General features: G+C 40.6%; 8 protein-coding genes. 1 reads left to right on the top strand and 7 read right to left on the bottom strand.

Annotation, left to right across the window (positions count from 1 at the left end; all coding sequences use genetic code 11):
- Positions 1–2 precede the first annotated feature (2 nt).
- Positions 3–12,791 (bottom strand): T9SS type B sorting domain-containing protein, encoded by a 12,789-nt coding sequence (locus Q4597_RS18130; RefSeq protein WP_303407487.1) that lies wholly within the window; start codon positions 12,789–12,791, stop codon positions 3–5.
- Positions 12,792–12,949: 158 nt separating this feature from the next.
- Between Q4597_RS18130 and Q4597_RS18125 the strand changes: the two genes are divergently transcribed.
- Positions 12,950–14,035, top strand: a complete 1,086-nt coding sequence (locus Q4597_RS18125) for a hypothetical protein (protein WP_215441556.1) — start codon at positions 12,950–12,952, stop codon at positions 14,033–14,035.
- Positions 14,036–14,095: 60 nt separating this feature from the next.
- Here the strand turns inward: Q4597_RS18125 and Q4597_RS18120 are convergent, their stop codons facing one another.
- The 6 genes from Q4597_RS18120 to Q4597_RS18095 form a co-directional block, all read right to left on the bottom strand.
- Positions 14,096–15,154 carry a nucleoid-associated protein gene (locus Q4597_RS18120; RefSeq protein WP_215441558.1) on the bottom strand — a complete coding sequence of 353 codons (1,059 nt, stop codon included), beginning with the start codon at positions 15,152–15,154 and terminating at the stop codon, positions 14,096–14,098.
- Positions 15,155–15,258: 104 nt separating this feature from the next.
- Positions 15,259–15,753, bottom strand: a complete 495-nt coding sequence (locus Q4597_RS18115) for an IS1096 element passenger TnpR family protein (protein ID WP_215441560.1) — start codon at positions 15,751–15,753, stop codon at positions 15,259–15,261.
- 27 nt (positions 15,754–15,780) lie between these two features.
- Entirely contained in the window at positions 15,781–16,815 is a 1,035-nt protein-coding gene (locus Q4597_RS18110) for a heme A synthase (protein ID WP_303407485.1), read from the bottom strand.
- Positions 16,816–16,897: 82 nt separating this feature from the next.
- Positions 16,898–18,826: an OmpA family protein gene (locus tag Q4597_RS18105; RefSeq protein ID WP_303407483.1), complete on the bottom strand. Its 1,929-nt coding sequence runs from the start codon at positions 18,824–18,826 to the stop codon at positions 16,898–16,900.
- A gap of 2 nt (positions 18,827–18,828) precedes the next feature.
- Positions 18,829–19,764 (bottom strand): type IX secretion system membrane protein PorP/SprF, encoded by a 936-nt coding sequence (locus tag Q4597_RS18100; RefSeq protein ID WP_303407481.1) that lies wholly within the window; start codon positions 19,762–19,764, stop codon positions 18,829–18,831.
- Between the two features lie 6 nt (positions 19,765–19,770).
- The coding region (locus tag Q4597_RS18095; RefSeq protein ID WP_303407479.1) for a gliding motility-associated C-terminal domain-containing protein at positions 19,771–21,465 on the bottom strand (1,695 nt) is incomplete at its 5' end.

The raw sequence follows: 21,465 nt of genomic DNA, 5'->3' as shown, positions 1-21,465 counted from the left end.
ACTTATCTATACAGCGTAAAATGCCCTACGAATTCCCTAGTATCTGCTTCTCCGTTAAGTTTTATGATGTACCAATAATCTCCGGAAGGTAAGTTGGTATCTTGGTAAATACCACTCCACCCATCTTGGTTGTCTTTAAAACGGTACACCGTACGGCCGTATCTATCATAAATACTGATAAAAATATCCGGGTAAATCTCAATGTTTTTCGGACTCCAAATATCATTGTTACCATCTCCATTAGGAGTAAAGAAATTAGGGATTTCAATATCTATGAATTCCATATAAATATTTTGGGTACTTTCACAGCCATTTTCATCTACTACGGTAACTATATAAGTATCTGTTCTGGTAATGTAAAAAACGTTGTCAGAACCATTGTTGGTATCCCCAAAATAGTAGGTGTAGTTTTCTCTACCACCATAAGCGGTTGCCGTTATCTGATTGATATTGGTCTCGGCTACGGTCAAAGTTAAGGGGTCAAATGATTCAATTTCAAAATCATAGGTGGCTACACAACCATTAGCGTGCGAAATGGCAACGTAATGGCTACCCGGAGCAATATCACGGAAGAACGGATTCAGTTGCATTTGGGACGGGTCCATAGTGTCAAGTCCAAAAAGAACATCGTTTTCTAGAGTTGGGTCCGCAAGTACAATATTCACATAATTGCTAGGTGTGTTTCCGTTACAACCGTAGACCGGTTCAACAAGTGCTTCAAGGTTTACTCCGGATTCTATGGTAACCGTAATGGTTTCTTCACATCCTTGGGCATCTTCAACATAGATAATATATAGGCCGGAAGCTAAATCACTAAAGTTAGTTCTTCCTTCCACAAAATTGGTTTCTGTAAACAAACGGGTACTGTATGGAGCGGTACCACCTGTTATGGTCAAATCTATTTCGCCATTTTCCTCGCCAACACATATTTCAGGAGTAGCTAATGCTTCAACTTCCAATACCTCTGGTTGGGTAATGGTGGCTTCAATAACCTCAAAACAACCGTTAGAGTCCTGAACAATGATGGTATAGTCTCCAGGAGCTAATTCATCAAAAGTATTTTCATCTGTAAACTGATTCAAGTTTGGAGAGATGGCAAACTGGTAGATTCCTGTACCACCATTTACATTCACGGTAATGCTTCCGTCTTCGGCACCATTACAACTTACATCTACAATTTCTGGAGTAACTTCTAACGGAGCAGGTTCTACAATTGGAATTTCCGTTGACAACACTTCACAATCATCACTCTGAACCCTAACGTAGTAGGAGCCCATTGGTAAATCTGAAAATAGACCTGTGTTCTGGTTAGGACGTATTTCATTGGTAAGCGCAGCGTCCGAGAACAGGGCGTACTGATAATTGCCCAATCCGCCAGTGGCTTCAGCATCAATAACTGCTGTACTTTGACCGTTACAGTTTACTACAGCTGCAGAATCGTCTATGACAACTTGTAATGGCTCTATAGCATTGATGGTAATACTGTTGCTCTGAACGGAAATACAGTTAAAGCTATCTCTAACATAGTATTGGTAAGAGCCTGCGGTAATACCGGTGAACAAATGTGTGTTAGGACCACTTGTTTGGTTCATGGCATTAAAGTTGGTGCCGTCCGTACTCCACATATAAGGAGCGGTTCCACCAGAAGCGGTCAATAGCAACTCGGCATCGGACAGACAACTTAAGCGTTGAGCTGTAACCAATTGGCCTTCTACCTTTGTAGGTTCAACAATTTCCTCAATTGGTGTTTCAAAGCTACAGTTCATATCGTCTAATATGCTGATGCTGTAAAAACCGGATCTTAAATTGCTAAAGGTATCGGTAGTCTGTGAGCTTGACGTCTGCAATAGGTTGGTACCGGAAGCATCATCGTACGTATTAAGAATGTATCTGTAGTTTGTAGTTACGTTCCTTGGGGAAACGGTGGCTGTAACAGAAGCATCCGCATCACCTTCACAAACTAAGGATACACTTGAAATGGTAGCGGAAATAGGGTCTGGGACAACCAATTCAAATGCATTGGCGAACGTAGGGTTACAACCTAAGTTGTCCGTTACTTCAACCGTATACTGCCCGGCTCCAAGACCTTGAAAAAGGAAACTATTTACTTGGTTGGCTGTGTATGTTGTACCTGAACCGTTGTGGGTCAAGATAATGTCATACGGAGCTTTTCCTCCAGCAGGGGCAATGTTGGCGCTACCAAGGTCATTGGTACAACCTACATCTTCCGTATCTATTGGTGCTAGAGTTATTGGAGCGCTTGGTGTTGTAATGTTAAAGGACCTTACTTGTGTACAATTAGGGAAATCATCTTGTACTACTTCTATCAAATAGTTTCCTGCAGGTACACTAATCGCAGGAGTAGGGCCAACATTGACAGAACTGCCCGTTAACACGGCAGCACCATCATCCGAACGGTCTGCCGGAGTACCATTGGTGTCATAAATAGAATAAGAGAACCCAGTAGTGTACGTGGCATCAACCAGTGTTAATCGAATACTGCCGTTGTCTCCATGGCAAACAACATCGGATAGTTTTTCAACGGTAACATCAAATGTATTCGGGTTTTCTACAGAATGACTACGGGTAATTTCACAACCTGTAGTGATATTTCGAATTCCGAAAGTATAGCTGCCAGCTCCAAGATTCAAGAACTGATTAGAAGCTTGGTATGTAGTGGACGGCAATTGTCTAAACTCATAGTTTGTTGGGTTGGTTGCAAAGTCCGTAATAGTGCTGGTTACATCAATACTAATGTCCTCTCCACTGTTGATACAGCTGATATCTCTAGTAACGGAAATAGTAGCGTCAACTAGTGCGTCATAAGCATTTACAGTAACTGTCCGTTCAACGGGACAACCTTTGCTATCAAAAACACGAACGATTACATCTCCGCCGGCAAAATCTGTATACTCATAAACTAGACTGCTGCCATCTTGAAGAACGTTTGAAGTAGCATCGTCAATGAAAACAAATCTATTGTAAGTACTACTTCCTCCTGAAATACTACTGTAATCAATAGTAATTTTTGCATTATTGGCGTCATTGTCACTTGTACAGCCAAATTGTTCTACAGCAGGTAGGGCAAATGAAATGAGGACATCCTCGTTCACTACAACCGAATTCATAACTGTTGAACATCCGTTAGGGCCTTCTCCTGTTACGGTATACGTATCTCCAGGTAAGTTTATAAAAGATTGAATAGTGGCATCCCAAGATGCACCTACCGGCATTGGGGTCAAGGTAAAAGTCAAAGGATTATTACCATTGTTAACTTGGGCCACTTCTATACTACCGTCATTAGCACCTGAACAACTTACATCTGTAGGATTGGCCGTGAACTGTGGTTGAATAGCAGCAGGAACCTCTACTGTGAAACTTCTGCTACATTGTGGGGCCGAAGTTCCCATGTCGTAAACGTTAACAGTATATGTATCCGCAACATCTATTATTGCATTGAAAGGACTGCTCGTTAATGTTTGGCGTGCAATTTTAACCGCAGCAGAACTATCTAAAATTTCGAATTCATAATTACCGGAACCTGAAATTGCCTCAATAGCTATTTCCGCTTCATTACCGGCACCGCAGCCCAGTTGCTTATCCAAACCTGCTGTAGCCTGTAGGGTAGGGTGTACATCAATATTTTGTGAAGCTGTACAACCGGTTCCGTCTTTAATGAAAATATCATAATTTCCTGCCAGTACAGAGGTGAAATTACCCCCGTTATTCTCGTATGTGCTTCCACCATCCAAAGAATAAAGTACGGTTCCTGTTCCGGTAGAACTTACCGTAATGGTAGCATTGGTGCTGCAGTTATCTATATCAATAGCATCTATGGTAGGTAGTGCCATAAAATTCATGGTTACATTACCTAATGCATACGAACAGCCATATTGGTCCTCTACGGAAACAGTATAAGTTCCTGCAGGCGAATTTGCCGCAATTTCAATAGGATTATCACCTGTAGCGGTAATGGTTGCAAACGGAGCAGGTCCGGTTACGGTATATAGATACGTACCGCCACCACCTTGTGCATTGTCAATTTCTATAAGTCCGGGACTTTCACAAGAAATATCCTGAATAGATTGTGGAACTCCAGTGATAGTATCCAGTTCATCTAGAATTTCATTTTCACTGGCGCTGATACATTGTGGGGTTCCAGAGCCATCTATTTGCTGAACTTCTATGAAATATTCGTCTGCTGGTAACCCTGTAATATTAATGGTACCGGAATAGGCTACTACACCTCCGCTATTGCGGATAGCGTTACCATCAACGTCATATAAAACCCATTCCATGCTTGGCTCTGTGCTTCCGTGATTATCGGTAATCGTATATTCAATTTCACCATTACTTGTAGCATTACAGGCAGGGGTAATACTGGCCGTAATTTCCATTGGATTGGTAACGATATCATTAACGTTTACACTACTTTGTCTTACACAACCTACGGCATCCCTTACGTAGAAAGCATAGGTTCTTCCTGGAATTAAATTCGGGAAGGTATGAGTGGTTCCCGAAGGATATGCCACTGTCCATGGGTTGGTTGGAGTAACGGCGTTAAAGTTTGCCGGATTGTCCGAATAGGTGTACTCATAGGGAGCTGTACCGTTTTGACCACGTACACTAACCTGTAACTCATCACAATTAACGATTATTGGAAGAATTGTAATATCTAAATCATCCAATGGGTAAGGAATGATAAATCTAGGTAAATCGGTTTGACATATAGTAGCACCGCTACCATCTACCGTTCTTAATGAAGGCTCAACTTCTTCACCTGATAAATATCCTCTAAATTGATCGGAGGTTTGCCATGTAGTACCACCATCGGCACTAAATTCAACAGTTCCTATAGTAGTCGGATAATTTAAAAAGTCAAACCCAAAATCATTAACATCACCCGTACAATTGGCGGGAGTTCTACCTTCTATATCACTGGTTAGCTCAATAGGTTCGTCAACAACAATACCTGTAACTGTTTGTACGCACCCAGCGGCGTCAGTAATCTGTACGTCATATGTGCCTGGGGTTAAGTTGAAATAGGTTTTGGTATTGCTAACCACGTCCGTATCTGATTGGTCCGGGTTACCATTTGTAATATCGATTAATCTGTAATCGAACGGTGCAAGTCCGCTTGTGATATTCACTTCAATACTTCCGTTGCCACCAAAACATTCGGCATCCGTTGGGACCGCGGTAAAGGATAAAGTAGGATTGGCTTGAACCTCTTCCGTAACGGTTGCTTGACAATAATTGGTTCCGTTAGATTTATCCCTTACATAAATATCATAATTTCCAATATCGGCTAGAGGTACGTTCCTAGTATTGGTTGCAGCAAAATCTGCATCCGTAACCGTATTTCCGCTAGGTATAAATGCATACATATAATTAGTATCTCCTCCATTTGCGGTTGCGGTTAAAGTACCATCTGCACAACTGCTGGCGTTGGTTACAGAAACACTTAAGGTAACGGCAGGAGCTATGGTAATAGACTGAATTCCTGAGGAACATCCATATTGGTCTTTTACTTCTACATCATAGGTTCCTTCCGATAAGTTATTAAAAGTAAATGTAGTTCCGTTGATAGGTGTTGGGGTCTGTTCTGCACCTGTACCCAATTTAAATGTATAGTTGCCATTTCCGTTCGTGACGGTTGCGGTTACGCTTCCATTATTAAGACCGTCATAACACTGGGTAGCCGTTAGGTCTACAGAGATTGGTGTAGGATCAATTACGTTAACTGGTACCGTAGATAATGCTTCGCAGTTGTTCGTATCGGAGATTCTAACCAGGTAATCACCCGCAGGAACATTCAAGAACTGATTAGACGTACTAAATGCCCGAACCATGGTGCCATCCGTAAGTTCCAACTGATATTCGTATCCCGGTGTTCCTTCTGTTGCCGTTGCCTCCAACGTTGCACCTGTGTTTAAGCAGGTAAACTCAGCTGTTTGCTGTAAAGTTGCAGTCAACGCATTTGGTGAAGTCAAAGTAACTGATGTTGCTGAGGTTGCCGTGCATGTATTGTCATCTACTTTACGAGCCATTACGCTGTATGTACCATCGGCCAAGGTAGCAGCTGAGGTAATTGGAGAAGTGGTTTCCGCTGTCCAAGTGGTACCTCCATCCAAAGAGTATTCATATCCAAAAGCAGGATTGAAATTATCGACTTCAAAGCGAATACTACCATTGTTACTTCCATTACAAGTCGGGTTTGTACTTCCAAGGATATTTACCTCAAAAGCTTTACCAGTCTCTACAACCACTGTAATATCTGCGGTTTTATTACAGATTTCAGGTACTTGAGTGGCTTGAATATCGTCAAGGACCAAAAAGTTTCCATCATCACTATCCAGATTGGTACGAAGCACGATACCAACGGCAGTGTTTGTACCAGGATTAAACGTAACCTCTCTTAAGTGCCAATCATTTGCATTGGTATTCTGTGGAATAGAGCCGGTAGCTTGACTATTAATAACTGTGCCAGAGGCATCTACTAGTTCCACAAGCACTTCAGGGTTGTTGCCTGGTGTACCATCTACTTGTAAGTTATAGGCATAAAACGAAATAGTTATGTCTTGATCGGCAAGAACTTCAAGACCAGACCTAGACCATAATACGTTATTGTTACCGGCAGAAGTGCTTACACCTATAGCCATGAACCTACCGTCTGTAAGACCTGAATGGTCATTAGGACTTCTCCACGTAGTATTTGGGTTCGTAACTCTATCGGTTACTGCATATTCTGCATTTACTAAAATACCTGCAGGACCAAGGTTACAGTTAGTTTCGCTCCCGTCTTGTGGTTCGTAACAATATCCAGGACCTATTTCCGCAATTTGGGTAGTAGAACCTGTACCAAAATTCTCTAGTAGTACAGTACTTTGCCCAGCTGAAATTGTACTGGTATAACCTACGGTTACCGTTTGTGTTCCAGATGCTACATTATTAAAAATGTTACTGTCAATTGGTGTGTTATCGGTTCCGTTTAGTTGATAAGTATATGTAAAATCAGTTGTGTTGGATGGCGTAATCGTTATGATTCCGTTTCCGTCACAAGCGTAGGTAATAGCATTATCAAAACTTGGGTCGTTTGCTGTAGTCGGTACGGTAATTTCTAAATCCGTAGTACATCCTAACGCGTCCATTACTACCATTTGGTGGGTTCCAGGAGCTAGGCGTTTTTCATCTACAACATCAAAAGAACTACCTCCGTCAAAACTGAATTCATAAGGAGCCTGACCTCCTGTGGTATTTAAGATTTTTACGAGTGCGGTTGCAGGCGTAGCTCCGGAAGTATCGCAAGAAGCGTCTTCTATGATAGCTGGGGATGCAGTAAGTCTAAACGGCTGCATTACCTCATAGTCAATAGATTCCTCACAACCATTTCCGCTAGGGTTGCTAGAATCCTTAACGGTTATAGTGTAAATACCAGCTGAAATGTTGTTGAAAAAATTCTCGGATTGATAGGTTGTTCCTCCATCAAGACTGTATTGATATGGAGCGATACCTCCTGTGGCGTTAATTGTTAATACCGATGTGGATGAATCGGCACAGTTGATATCCGTATTTGAAGCGGTAATGCTTACTGAACCAAAATCATTCATGGTTACGATATTGGAAAGCCCGTAACACCCGTTGTCATCTCTTACTACAAAAACATAATCGCCATCTTCATTAGGGATATAGGTGGAAGAAGCCAGGTCATAACCGAATAAGAATGTGGCATTCTCTGAAAATTCAGAATCTGGAATAGTAGTTTCATCGGCATAAGTAGCAACTCCGTCTTTACTATATATAGCATACTCATAGCCAGTTGTTCCACCCGATACTGAAAGGTCAATAACACCCGAGGTACAAGTGATGTTCTCCAGATTGGTCGCTGTCAGGCTTAATTCTGGAATTTCATTTACCGTAATAGTGCTTTCATCTCTACAGCCGTCCACTGTAGTGGTTACCACTACATAGTCACCTTCAGAAAGACCAGTAAATGTATGTGTGTTATCTGAGGAAACAAGGTTGTTGGTAACAAACGCACCGGCATTACCACTTCCGTCATCATAATAAAGTTCATAACTGTATTCTGGAGAAACGTTCAACGCTTGTACGGATATGGTTCCAGAATCATTACAATCAACAGGAGTTGAACCTAGGGTTACCTCAAATATTCTTTCCGAAATACCAACTTCTTCCGTCTCAAAAATACAACTGTTGGCTATTGGACTACCCGTAGATGGGTTAATTTGTGTAATCTGTACTTTGTACGTTCCGCTAACGGCAATATCAAAAATTGGTCCTTGCCCGGCACTGAACGGCACTGCTATTGTATTGTTTTCTACATCGTACAACTGATATCCGTAGCCCGATCCCAAATCGATAACACGTATGGAACCATCTGTATCACAAATAATATCTGATGTATCCGGTTCTGGTATATCCAAAGTGTTTTGGTAGGCATTGAAATAGAACCTGCTAAAACAACCTCCTTCGTAAGCGATTACCACTCTGTATTTACCACTATTGGTAATCGTAAAATTGTTGGATACTTCTTCTTGCGTCCAAGACCAGTTACTGTCCGTATTCGCACAGTCATCACTTACCTCGCCACATGTAGCTTCGGAACAGCTACTTTCGTCAAGTTTTTCCCAAGTAATACTCTGTGCATCTGTAATGCCCAATTGAATAAAGGCGCTATCTCCAGTTCCACAAAGGAAGATGTTTGGCATAGAATTACCGTCTATAGAGCAGGTAACTATTTCACCTTGAATATCATTATCGGGATTCGTGTCTCCATTTACTTGGTTAAAGTATTCTATAATAGGGTTGGTCTGGGTTTCCCCATAGCGTTCTACGGAAATAAGTTCAGTATGGTTAGAACAACCGTTACTAACTGTTTTTTCTACTATATAATTACCAATGTTGGTTATAGTGATTGTACTAGGGTCGCTATCAGGGTCTCCGTCGTTAAGGATAGTGTCACCAGAATCTATAGTTCCGTTGTTATTATTGTCAATGGCCCAGTTGTAGGTTTCAAAACCAGATCCGGCAGTAAGTTCAGCTTCCGCCCCACAAAGTTGTACGGAGCGTGCAACGTTACAGTTAGTTAAAGCATCGGCAACATTGTTGTTGGCAACTTCCAGGTCGGTAACACAAGAGCCCGCCGTATTGCTACCGTCTTCGTCGGAAAATGTGTTCGTATTAATGATACCTTGGTACGTAGCAAAAGCTTGATTTTCCAATTGAGAGGCGCAAGCAGCCACAAATTCGGAGCAATCACCGGATATGGTAACCGTAATCTTAATTTTATATTCTGGGTCATCAATTTCGACCAAGTTATCTGGAATAGTAAAATCTATGGTATTCGTGCCTGCATTGTACGTACTGGTTACTCCAGGAGCGTCATCAATATTGATGTCGTCTAGCGTAACATTATTTGGCAATACATTTCTAATAGTAAAATTGGTGGCATCATCATCGCCTGTATTTTGAAAACGGAGCACATAGTTAAAAGTATCTCCTAGACTCACATCCTCTCCGTTAATATCCGTGCCGCCCAATAATTCAGAAGTGTTGCCCAAATTGATGACCGGTGCGAAGACTTGGTTGTAAGAAGCTGCATTTACGGTACCGTCATTAGGGTCCACTACAGGAACACCTGTACCATATTCACCGCCATCTCCTCCATCTGCGGAATCACTTTTATAAAATTCGTTTGCATCGCTACAGCCATCATCATCACTATCTAAGTCCAAATGATCAGGATAACCATCCATATCCGTATCCAAGTTCGAGCAAAATCCGGAGAAGGACGATGTATTGTAGGATAAAAATGCAACATCGGCATTTGAACTAAGTTGCAAGCGTAGATAGGCCACATTACTTAAACTAGCGGTGGGTATTCCAAATTCTGATAATTCTACTGTGGCCAAGCGGTAATCTCTTGTGGTGTTATTATAGAAAATACTTCCGTTTGCGTGATAAATATCTAATCTGTACGAACCAACAACATTTGCAAGTGCACCGCCGCTATAGGCTTGCACACGTACAGCATTTCCTAGAGGAGCGCCTGAAGCATCATAAAGACTAACAACATGACCAACACCACTTGGGTCTGCCACTTGGGTCAATAATATATCTGGTATACCATCACCAACATTGGTAGCTACGATAGGATCTATTTCATAGGTCCATGTGTCACCAATGTTAACAATACCAGAACCAAGATCTAATCCATTTTGTCCGTGGGTCAATAAAGGATTTAATGGGTCAGAGGTAGGGTCGTTAACAATGGTCAACCCTAAAGCATTATTGTTGTTACCGTCATTTAAATTCGCTTCAAATGTTGCTTCTCCATAAATATTATTTGATGGTGTTAAGGCCATCCAGCTAGATTCTGTAGCCGAAATGTCTGCAATTCCATCATTATTGGAGTCTATGCCATCTAATAAACCATTAGCATCAGCATCAAAAAGATTATCGTCTGCAACCCCGGTGGAGAAAGTAGTACCTCCTGATGTGAATGCCAATAATTCATGTGATAAGTTAGGTAATACGGGATTATTTGAAGCTGTAGAACTTCGCCAAAAACCTCCGTAATTAGAGAAAATTTCTGTTACCGCAGTACCCCCTTGTATAGTACTTGAAGGAGAAGTGAAATTAACATCACTAGATATGATACACATTTGTTCAACAGCATCATAAATACCGTCATTATCATCATCCAAATCAACACTATCTACTACGCCATCATTATCAAAATCGTTATGTACTATAATTCGGGCAGAGGGCTCATCCCTTGTAGTGTTGGCATCTATTTGATTTTGTGAATTGGTAGCCGTGTTAACGAGGTTTACTAAAGGCAAAATGTCTATTTCATCTGCGGTTACTTGCAAGTTTAAAAAGGCAACTTCTCCTGGAGCCAAGGTGCCAATGTTCCAAACACTACCATTCCAAGAACCTTTAATGGTATTAGCCGAGTTTAAGGTCAACCCTGCTGGAATATTATCTGTAATCCGTAAGTTGGTAATATCATTAAAGTATAAATTCTCCACTCTAATGGTAAAGGTGGCCGTTTCGCCTTCTACTATTTCTGGTTTATCAACTGTTTTTTCAACCTTAACGTCTGGTTCACAGTAGAAAATTTTAATAGATTGCGAATCATAGGTACAAGGCCCTTTGGTTCCCCTTACGAAGTAGTCCCCTGCAATAGTCGCGGCATAATCAAACGAGTTTGCTCCTGGAATCAACACTCCATCAAAAAACCACTGATAGGCATCAAAATTATCATCTGATGCTTCAAAAATACTGGAACCGGAAAAACATTCCCCAACAGTACCTCCGTTAATTTCTAGCCTTACTTCCGGAACGGTATCAAAACCCGAGAAATAACCTGCAACACCCTGTGCCCCGTTATAACCAAAGAAACCGATAGCCATAGGCCCGGTTGAAGTAACACTGATATCTCCATCTAGATTAGGTATGAAAAATGTTTTCCAGTCTGACGAGCCGGCAACTGCTTCGGACGCTGGTTTGCTTATTTCTACGCCATCTTGAAAAACCTTTACATTATTGTCCGGTGTATTTACTGAAGCTGTAATCGTTAGTCCACCGGTCATTATTGATGTGGCTACGTTCCTGATATCCGGAATGTTGTCCATTCTATCCGGTAATAAACAATTTACCGGAGCCACAAAATTTAGACCTTGGGTATACAACGCGGACGAACCCGCTACGGATTGATAAGCGTATGTATCTTTTGATGTTTGAACGAACATGTTACCACCAGCGGAATTACGAGAATAATTACTGCTAGGAATTTTAAAATACTCGCCATTGTCTATTGTTGCGATAGGGGCTGTATTCCCGTTTACAAAAATCTGTGTATTATCTGCTGTAGCAATAATCAATGGAAATTCCGTAAGTCCGTTGGTATTTCCATTACCTCTAATAAAAACATAGTCCTTACCCAGTTTATTTACTGGAACAGGTTGGTCAATACCGGCATCCCTATGGCTTTGTCCGTCTTGACTACCAAAGTTTATAGAACCGTTACTAATTACAATATCATTGTTAGAAACAATTGAAGCTCCGATCCAACCATCTTCATGGGCCCGAGTATATGAATTACCTATATAGGTCTCAAATACGAACGATTCGTTTTTATCTAAAGTTATAGTATAGGAGTCTGCAGTAATACCGGCCCTGTTGTTACCGAGCCTAAACTGACATCCGGAATCATAACCGGACAAGGTTACTGTGGTATTATCCTCAGTGGCCATAATACCTAAGGTGTTGGATTTTGAAGAATGGGTACCTTTATTCGGTACACCTCCCCATTTAAAATTAGTACCTAGCGCTTGCCTTCCCTTTGCGGTTAAAGAAGCGGCCTGTGATCCGGACTTACCTCTATAGTTAACATAGAATTCTTGTCCGCCCGGTGCCTCAAAACGCAATCCGCTATTTGTAAGTACAACCCCGGTATTACTGTTACTAACCAATGTAATATTGTTGTCTCCGTTACTTAGGGTCCAAACGGCCGAATTTAGATTGTCAATAGAAAAGGTCTGTATAGGAGTATTGCTCGTACCTCTATAGGCGTTAACGGTAAAAGGTGTTGTTTCAGGTGTAGACAAATGAATTGCCTGGTTTTGTATACCTTGGTTATTTTGACCTTGCTTTAATGGGGGTAGATAATGAAGATCACTTAATTGTGAATAACCGAAAAATGCATTAAACGCAATAAAAAGATAAAGGATGCCCTTTAGAGATGGCTTTAGTAACGTATTCATTGGTTTGGTCAATTTGGAACTGTAACAAAATAACTAAGGTTGCCCCACTCTGCTAAATAAATGTTGTAAACCCTGTAAAAGATGTTGTTTTAAGCGTAATACTTGTAAGTTGACCCATAATTTGTGGGAATTGATTAATTTGTAAGGAAATTGGAAATATGTCAGAAGAACGACTCATGTCGAAGAAAAAACCGGCGTACCCGGTGAGCAAGAAGCTAGACCAATATTTAGGGCATTATAGCCGAAAAATAGAGATACCCATCTTTTATGAAGATTTGTTACGTTTTGCCGGTTCTGTAGTGGTCTATGATTCTGATGATGAGGATACACTGTGGATACGGGTATATTATTCAGAGTTTGATAGAATTGAAATTGATAATAGCCTAAAGAAGGTATATTCCATACTCCATTCGGATGGTAGTGATAACATTCATCAATACTTAAATGTAGATGCGGTAGACTTTTGCACCTTTGGAAACTCCAAACCTTTTCGGATAAAGGTCAGGAATATTTTAAACGATAACTTCACCTATTTTTATGTAAAAAAGACCGATGCATCTAGGATATACGGACTGGAATTAGAGCATATGCTTTCTCCTTATAACCTTAACTTTTTGGTCTACAAAGACACCTTGATCGAAGAGCATATTGCCGGTATTCCGGGAGATGTTTTTATAAAGGATATGTTGCCCAATTGTACGGAATCCGAAAAATCTCAATTGGCCAAAGAATTCGTAAAATTCAATGAGCGTTGTATGATTCGTTTATTGGGAGATATGAGGTCTTACAATTACGTAATTGTTCCTGTTCATGACTTTGATCATGTGGTTTATCGTATACGTGCCATAGATTTTGATCAACAGTGTTTTGAAGGGAAACTAAAGGTGTATAGACCTCAATTTTTTAAGGAAAATTTTCAGATGGTAGAGCTTGTAAGGAAAAAGCTGAGAAGAGATTCCGTAGATCAATATAAGTTGGAAGAAAGGTCTATTGTTGCCAAGCGAATTTTAAGTTCTGGAGCACGTATAAAACGGCTTCGTGGCATTGTTAAGAAAGATACGATTTCTACTCGGGAAAATTTAGAAATGTTACGAGAACAAATCTACGAACTAACACTGGACCAGCAATTTAGGAAGTCTGAAACTATGGGCGAAGTATTGGATTTGGCCTTGAATTTTGTACGTCGTAATTACGAAGATGTGAGTATGAAGCAAATATTGGAACAACGTATAAAAATACAGTAATAAAAGGGGTTGTTGGCATCAAAAGTAATAGCACTTTAGCGATACCAACAACCCTAATTTTTAGTTTTTTTCCTCTTTGTTAAAATAAACAAGGTAGTAGTACATTTGGCGTTCTTCGTCCCAGCCCTTTTCTACAAATTTCTCTGCAGATTCCGGATTTATAAAATCCATTTTAATCTGTATGTTGGTGTCTAGGTTTATGACATTTTTTATTTTCTTTCGAGCGTCGGATACGGCTTTGTTCGCAATATCAAAATTAGATACGTCCTCAATACTAAATTTGGGTCCTTTTTCTACCTTATAGTTTTTGAATTCAGGTATTAATTCAGGATTTTCCATTACTTCATTTAGGAATCCTGTCTCTTCAAAAGCATCGTTCTTAGCAAAATGGTTAACCGCACGGTTCATAAAGAGAACCTCTTGTTGCTTATCCTCGGCAGGCAATACCACATCTTTTGCAAAATTCTGACAAAACTTCAAATAGTTTTTAGTGTAGAAGTTTTCATCTGCAAGTGCCTCTACATCCAAGAAATTTTCTAGCCAATATTTGGTGTCATAGCGGTTACTGTCAACAGAAAGAATTTTATATCCTTCTTCTTTGTTTACGTTGAATATAAGACAGCCTTTATCTAATTTGTTAATGTTAATACCTTGCTGGATTACAATATCTAGGTTGCTTCCTTTTTCCTCAAATTGAAGAAAATCATGTTTTAGCTCACTTTTGAAAACACCAATAGCTTCGGTCTTTTCATTATCCAGCATAACATTAGACAAATGCGCCACATAGACCTCACCACTTTTAATATGTGGGTGGTTGGATTGTTCAAAAAGGTGTTGTGCTATTTTTTTAGAATTTACGTGCATGCTTTCCGGATCGGAAAACATATCTGTAACTACTTTAAAGAGTTCGTTAAACTCAACATCTACATCATTTACAAACTTAAAATAGTTCTCTTCCTTCTCACGAAAAGGCTTAAAGAAGTATTCTTTAAGGAGACCGGTAGTCTCATCATTTAAAGAAAAAGGCTCCTCGGAAAGAAAGATCCCTTCGCCTTTGTTTTTGTTCCCCACACGGTGCAGGGAAATTGTTTCGATTTGGGTAGGATATAGGTTGATCATATTTTAATAGCTGTTTTAATTCTTGATAAGGTACGTGTTGCTTAAAATTAGAATGCTAAATGAATTTGTAAAGATGGATATATTGCTGATCCGGAAGAAATAAACTAATTCCAGTTTTCATCAAAATCCAAATCATCGTAATTGTCAAAAGTATCGTCAAAATCAAACTTGGGTTTGGACTCAAAATTCTTTTCAGGTGGAGTTTCGGGAAGTTCACCAAAGCTGAACAATACGTTGGGGTATGCAATACCGGATTCAGGTTCAACAATATCCGCTAGTTCTACATAGAACGTCCACATACTTAAAAAATCATAAACATAAATCAGTTTTGGGCTGTTTTCCGTCATGATATCCTCCAAAAACGTTTCGTTCATCAGGCGTACGTCAGAACCGTTATCGCTCATATCAAAAAGGGCGATTTCCTCATCTTGGTTCCATTCTTCATCGCAAGTGTAAAAAGAGGCCATTTCATTACCAAGAAACCCAAAAGATTGTGCAATAGCATTATGAAACTCTTCCATAGAAGTACTGGCTTCTATTTCTAGGTCTCGGAAAATATCCTCTTTAGCATCTAATATGACACGTATTTTGTAAATCATAACCACAATTTTTAAGGGTTGACAAAGTTACAAAGATTTATAGCTTCTTTTGGCACTTAACGCTTCTAAAAGCAAATAAAACTGAACCCCAAAAAGCAAGCTGGCCAATACCAGATGAATAGGTTGTGATGCGAGCGGAAAATGAAAGTAGTACATGACAACACCGGACAAGGCCTCTAACAGCAAGAATAGTAGTACCCAATTTATTTTAGGGAAATTAAGTTTGTATTTAAAAATGCGTTGAGCCAGAAAAACGTTTAGCAGTACAATAACTATTGAAAACGAACGATGTACGTAAAAATGCCAATCTGCATTAACTAGCCATTGGTTTTTTGCCGCATCGCCAAAAATATCCATCTGATCATCTACAAATTGTCTTACCTGAGTACCTAGAATTACTTGCACCAAGGTCATAAAAAGTAGCAGCGCTACAAGCGGAACAATATCTCTGTAATTTTTGGGTTTTTCTACTTTTCCTTTTGTTAAGTAGATAATGTATAGAAGAACGGCCACAATAACCAATGCCATAACCATGTGGACCGTGATTTTAACCGGCTCTAAGACGGAATAGACTACCGTTGCACCCAACCAGGCTTGAAAGCCCATACCGAAGACTACGAGCCATGACAGAACGGTTATTTTTTTATTGGTTTTAAATTGCGGGATAGACATAACGGCAAGCACTAAAGTAGCCAGACCTGCCAAAGCACCAAATAGGCGATTGATGTACTCTATCCATGTATGGGCGGGATTAAACTGAGCATAATCATGTTTGGTGTAAGTTTTCCAGTTGTTTTTATCAAACGAAGTGCTGGTTCTAAAACTTTCCGTGGCCACTTGAAGAGTTTCGTCTACAATAATGATTTGGCCTTTCTTGATATCGGTATCTGGCTTCCATTGTAGTTGTGAAATTTCGGTGGGAGGAATATAGTGTCCAAAACATTTGGGCCAATCGGGGCACCCCATTCCACTTCCTGTTCCACGTACCACGGCACCGGCAATAATAACAAGATATACGAGGACCAGAGCTACTTTAGCCACTTTTCTGAAGTTCTTTTGCATAGGAAGTTTCCTTTGTGCAAAAATAAGGCTCCTAGAATTATTTTACCCCCTCTCTAATGCTATTTCTTAGACAGGAACCAGGTTATTTTTCTATTACAATGAATTCTGAACGTCTATTCAGTTGATGCTTGCTTTCCGAGCATCTTACACCATTGGCGCAATCGTTCAATAATTGGGTTTCACCGTAACCCGTACCGGAAATTCGGGAAGAATCTATTCCTTTTGATGTTATGTAAGCTACCGTTCTCATAGCCCTTCTTTTGGATAACCATAAATTATAGTCATCTCCCTCACGGCTATCCGTATGTGATCCCACGGCAATTTTTATATCCGGTCTTTTACTCATATAATCAACTACCTTGTCCAATTCGGTGTAGGCGTCTTTTCTTAGGTAGGAGCTGTTCAGGTCAAAATAAATAGGGGTAAGCTTTAATATCTTGACCAAATCGGAACCTACATCTGCAACTTTGGTAGACAGTTCTAGTTCTAAACGAGTACCGCTAATCTGTTTTTTATCGCTGGTAGTGAGCATAAACAACGTGCCAACCTCATAACCTTCTTTTTTGCCGGAGAGCTGGTATTGCTTTTCTTGGCAGGGGATACGTATAGTGTACGAGCCATCAGAAGCGGTCAGGGTCTCTGCCAACTTCTGCCCATCATAGTCCAGCGCTTCAATAAGAGTTTCTGCCAATGGTTGGTCAGAATCCTTATCATAGGCATTTCCTTCTATAAAGGTAAAGCAGTCAGTATCATTTCGTTTTAAGGTATATATATCGTCATTGCCTTTTCCACCTTTTCTGTTGGAAGCAAAATAGCCTATTTCTTCGGATGGGTCCAATACAAGTGAAAAATCATCTTCCGGGCTATTAATAGGACTTCCTAAATTGGTTACCTTATTTTCAGTATTAATATCGAATTTGAAAATATCAAGTCCGCCTAGACCAGGGTGTCCGTTAGAAGCAAAATATAGAATTCCTGAATCCGAAATAAAAGGAAACGTTTCTTTGCCCTCGGTATTTATAGGAGCTCCTAAATTCTTGGGTTCTCCAAAACTACCATCGGATAATACATCTACCACGTAAATATCAGAAGCGCCCATTCCACCGGGCATATCGGAAGCAAAATAGAGTTTTGTTCCGTCTGAACTTAAAGAAGGATGGGCAACCGAAAAATTGGTGCCGTTAAAGGGGAGGTCTTCCGGTTCTTGCCAAATTTCATTTGTATTGAAAGCTCTGTATATCTTTAACCTACTGATTCCATTTTTATCCCTTTTGAAAGATTTTTTGGAAAAATTGTTCCTTGTGAAATATACAGTTTTTCCATCCTTTGAAAAAGATGTAGAGGATTCATTGGCTTTGGTATTTAGAACCTCTGAAAGTACAGAAAGCTGTCCCGTTTTGCCCTTTTCTCCAACTTCGCACTCATATAAATTAAGGTAGGGAAGGGGGCTGTATTTTTGGGTTTCCAAGTCTCTGGAGGTAGTAAATACGAGGTTTTTTAAAAAATAAGATGGGGCAAAATCCGATTCTTCGGAATTAAGTGCAGCTAGGTTCTCTATCGTATATTGTTCTTTTGGAATTTGAATCTCTTTTAGATATTCCGGATTACGGGCGTGCAGATTGGCCCGGGTATCATTGTTCTTTATTTTTTTGAATTTCTCCATCCATTGGTTGGACTCATCGTATCGTTTTATGGATTTGAGCGCCAAGGCATACCTGTAAAGATAGTCTGGAGAAACTGCAACTTGGTCGTTTTCTAAAAGCTTCCCATACCAAAAAGTGGCTACGTCATAGTTGGCACTATGGTAATTGGCATTACCAAGTTTCTTATGAATAGTGACTTCATCATACCCTTTTTCCAGTAAAGATGCATAGGACTCAATTTCCTGCATGTAGGCATAATGGTCAAAATTATCAACATCCGTGTCTTTCTTTTTCCTCTGCGAAAAACAATTCGTGCCCCAGCAGATTAAAAGGAGTAGAAGTAATAGATATGTGGGTTTTATCTTCATATCTAAAAGAATCTTGGGGTTAAATCTATTTTGGCACTTTTAATGAATTCATATCTAAGGAATATTTCAAAAGAACCGTTGTTAAATTGTTGCCCTCCCAGAGATGATATTTCACGGTCATAGGCTAGTCCTAGCATAAACTTTTTTCCCATTTGAAATCCAAATAACGCGCTTACTGCAGCATCTAGCCGATATGCCGCTCCCAATGTGAATTTTTCATTGAGCAGGAAATTGGCGGAAACATCTACTTGAAGAGGAGCTCCGGCAACAGCCTTGATGAGATATGCAGGTTTGAATTTTAAGTTTGAATTTAGATCAAAGACATAACCTGATATTAAATAGACATTCACACGCTCTGAAGCTATTACAGTGCCATCATCATCTGGATTTTGAAAATGTTCGGTTTCTAAGAGGTTAGGGGTAGAGAGACCTATGTAGAACTTGTTGGAGTAGAAATAAACGCCAGCCCCAATACTGGGAGAAAACTTTTTGTAGAGTTCACTTTCTACGGAAGGTGCCAAGTTAGCACTATAATTCCTTAACTTATTGAAATCTACATTTAATAGATGACCTCCGGCTGAAAGGCCGAATGAAAGTTTGTAGTTTTCCGATGTTGGAATATTATATGAGAAAGCAAGATCAAAATTTGTGTTTTGGTTGGTGTTATTCCCTATTTCGTCATGAACGATAGAAAAACCTAAACCTATTTTATTAGTATAAGGTCCTTGGATATTGAAGGTTTGGGTACTAGGTGCGCCATCCAAGCCTACCCATTGTGACCTATGTAATAGGGAGACCCCAAGGACATCTCTAGAACCGGCATAAGCAGGGTTCACAGACAAGGTGTTGTACATGTACTGAGTGAACTGCGCATCCTGCTGACCAAAGCAAAAAACAGTGGTCAGAAGTAGTATTAGAGATGTAAGTTCTTTTTTCATCCTTAATTATTGTCGCATCAAATAGAGATACCCGCTTATCATTTTATCTTCTCCTTTTGAGACATATTTTATTTGATAGAAATAAACACCGGAGGGTAATTTCTGATTTTCGATTATAGTTATACGTCCTTGTGAAGAACCTTCAAAAGCGTTGTTCTGATTATCATAACCCTCGGATTCCCAAACCAAAATTCCCCATCGGTTAAAAATTTCTACGTGGTTATCGGGGAATCGGTCAATATTTATAATTTTAAAAGCTCCGTTTAAAATATCCCCGGGCTTAACTATATCTATTTCAACGAACAACTCACATGAAATATTGGCTGGTGGATTTCCTCCTACGGAATCGCACGGATCAAGTGGGTCTGTGTTATCCAAAACTTCTTGACCATCGGTAATTGTATCCCCATCGGTATCCGGATTTGCAGGGTCGGTTCCTCTCATTACCTCCTGTTGGTTGTTCAGGCTGTCCATATCACAATCTTCCAACTTCCAATCTGCGCTAGGTTCAAGAGTCTGACTTACCAATAAGAAATCGCAAGAATCCAAGGGGTCGGTATTATCAGTTACTTCCTGTCCGTCCAGTACGCCGTCACCGTCGGTATCAGGGTTCTTAGGGTCTGTGCCCAATAAATTTTCTTCCTCTTCTGAAAGGTTATCATTGTCACAATCGCTATTGGACAAGGGGGTTCCACCAATGGAGTCGCAATCATTAAAACGATCGGTAGTATCCAGGTCTTCTTTACAATCTATAATGGTATCTCCGTCTGAATCTAGATTTGATATTGTTACTGTAACTGAAGCCTCAGAATTTCCGCCGCAAATATTGCCTGCAATGCTATAGACATAAACCCCTGCACCAGCGTTCTCGGGATTTGGACTCCAAGTTCCTCCAGTTTCTGAAGTTCCTAAGAGTGAAAAAAGTTGAGCAGCGGATATTGTAGTATCGGGACATATGATTAATGAGGTACTAGTACCGGCATCCGGTAATATTTCTTCAATAACAGTAACGGTAGCAGTTGCATTGGGACATGAGAAACCTTCTATAGTGTACGTATAGGTTCCCGCTCCAGAGGGGGTTGGCGACCATGTCCCACCGGAATCAGGAGTACCGCCAAGCTGGGCAAAAAGTTGGGTTTCGTTTATCGTTGCGCCTTCACAGATAGTCAATGTTCCATCGGTACCTGCATCAGGAGCGGTCTGTTCGGAGACCACTACTTCGGATGTCCCATCCACTGTACATGGCGCAGTAGCCGCTACGGTGTAGGTATAAGTTCCGGCACCTGCCATTGCTGGAGACCAGGTCCCCCCTGAATCGGGTGTCCCACCGAGTTGAGCAAAAAGTTGGGTTTCGTTTACTGTCGAACCTTCGCAGATGGTCAACGTTCCGTCCGTACCTGCATCGGGAGCTGCCTGTTCGGAGACTATCACCTCGGAAATATCATCAACGGTACAAGGTGCTGTCGCCGCAACGGTGTAGGTGTAAGTGCCGGCACCTGCCATTGCTGGTGACCATGTCCCACCGGAATCGGGTGTGCCACCGAGTTGAGCAAAAAGTTGGGTTTCGTTTACCGTTGACCCTTCACAGATGGTCAATGTTCCGTCCGTACCTGCATCGGGAGCGGCCTGTTCGGAGACTATCACCTCGGAAATATCATCAACGGTACAAGGTGCTGTCGCCGCAACGGTGTAGGTGTAAGT

Origin of the sequence: Zobellia sp. 1_MG-2023 (genome assembly GCF_030549125.1) — a bacterium.
GTDB lineage: Bacteria > Bacteroidota > Bacteroidia > Flavobacteriales > Flavobacteriaceae > Zobellia > Zobellia russellii.
This window is presented reverse-complemented; position numbering and strand designations above follow the sequence as displayed.

Excerpts from the sequence above, each read along its gene's own strand:
- Q4597_RS18130 (WP_303407487.1), bottom strand. The coding sequence starts at position 12,791 with ATGAATACGTTACTAAAGCCATCTCTAAAGGGCATCCTTTATCTTTTT.
- Q4597_RS18100 (WP_303407481.1), bottom strand. The coding sequence starts at position 19,764 with ATGAAAAAAGAACTTACATCTCTAATACTACTTCTGACCACTGTTTTT.
- Q4597_RS18120 (WP_215441558.1), bottom strand. The coding sequence starts at position 15,154 with ATGATCAACCTATATCCTACCCAAATCGAAACAATTTCCCTGCACCGT.
- Q4597_RS18110 (WP_303407485.1), bottom strand. The coding sequence starts at position 16,815 with ATGCAAAAGAACTTCAGAAAAGTGGCTAAAGTAGCTCTGGTCCTCGTA.
- Q4597_RS18105 (WP_303407483.1), bottom strand. The coding sequence starts at position 18,826 with ATGAAGATAAAACCCACATATCTATTACTTCTACTCCTTTTAATCTGC.
- Q4597_RS18125 (WP_215441556.1), top strand. The coding sequence starts at position 12,950 with ATGTCAGAAGAACGACTCATGTCGAAGAAAAAACCGGCGTACCCGGTG.
- Q4597_RS18115 (WP_215441560.1), bottom strand. The coding sequence starts at position 15,753 with ATGATTTACAAAATACGTGTCATATTAGATGCTAAAGAGGATATTTTC.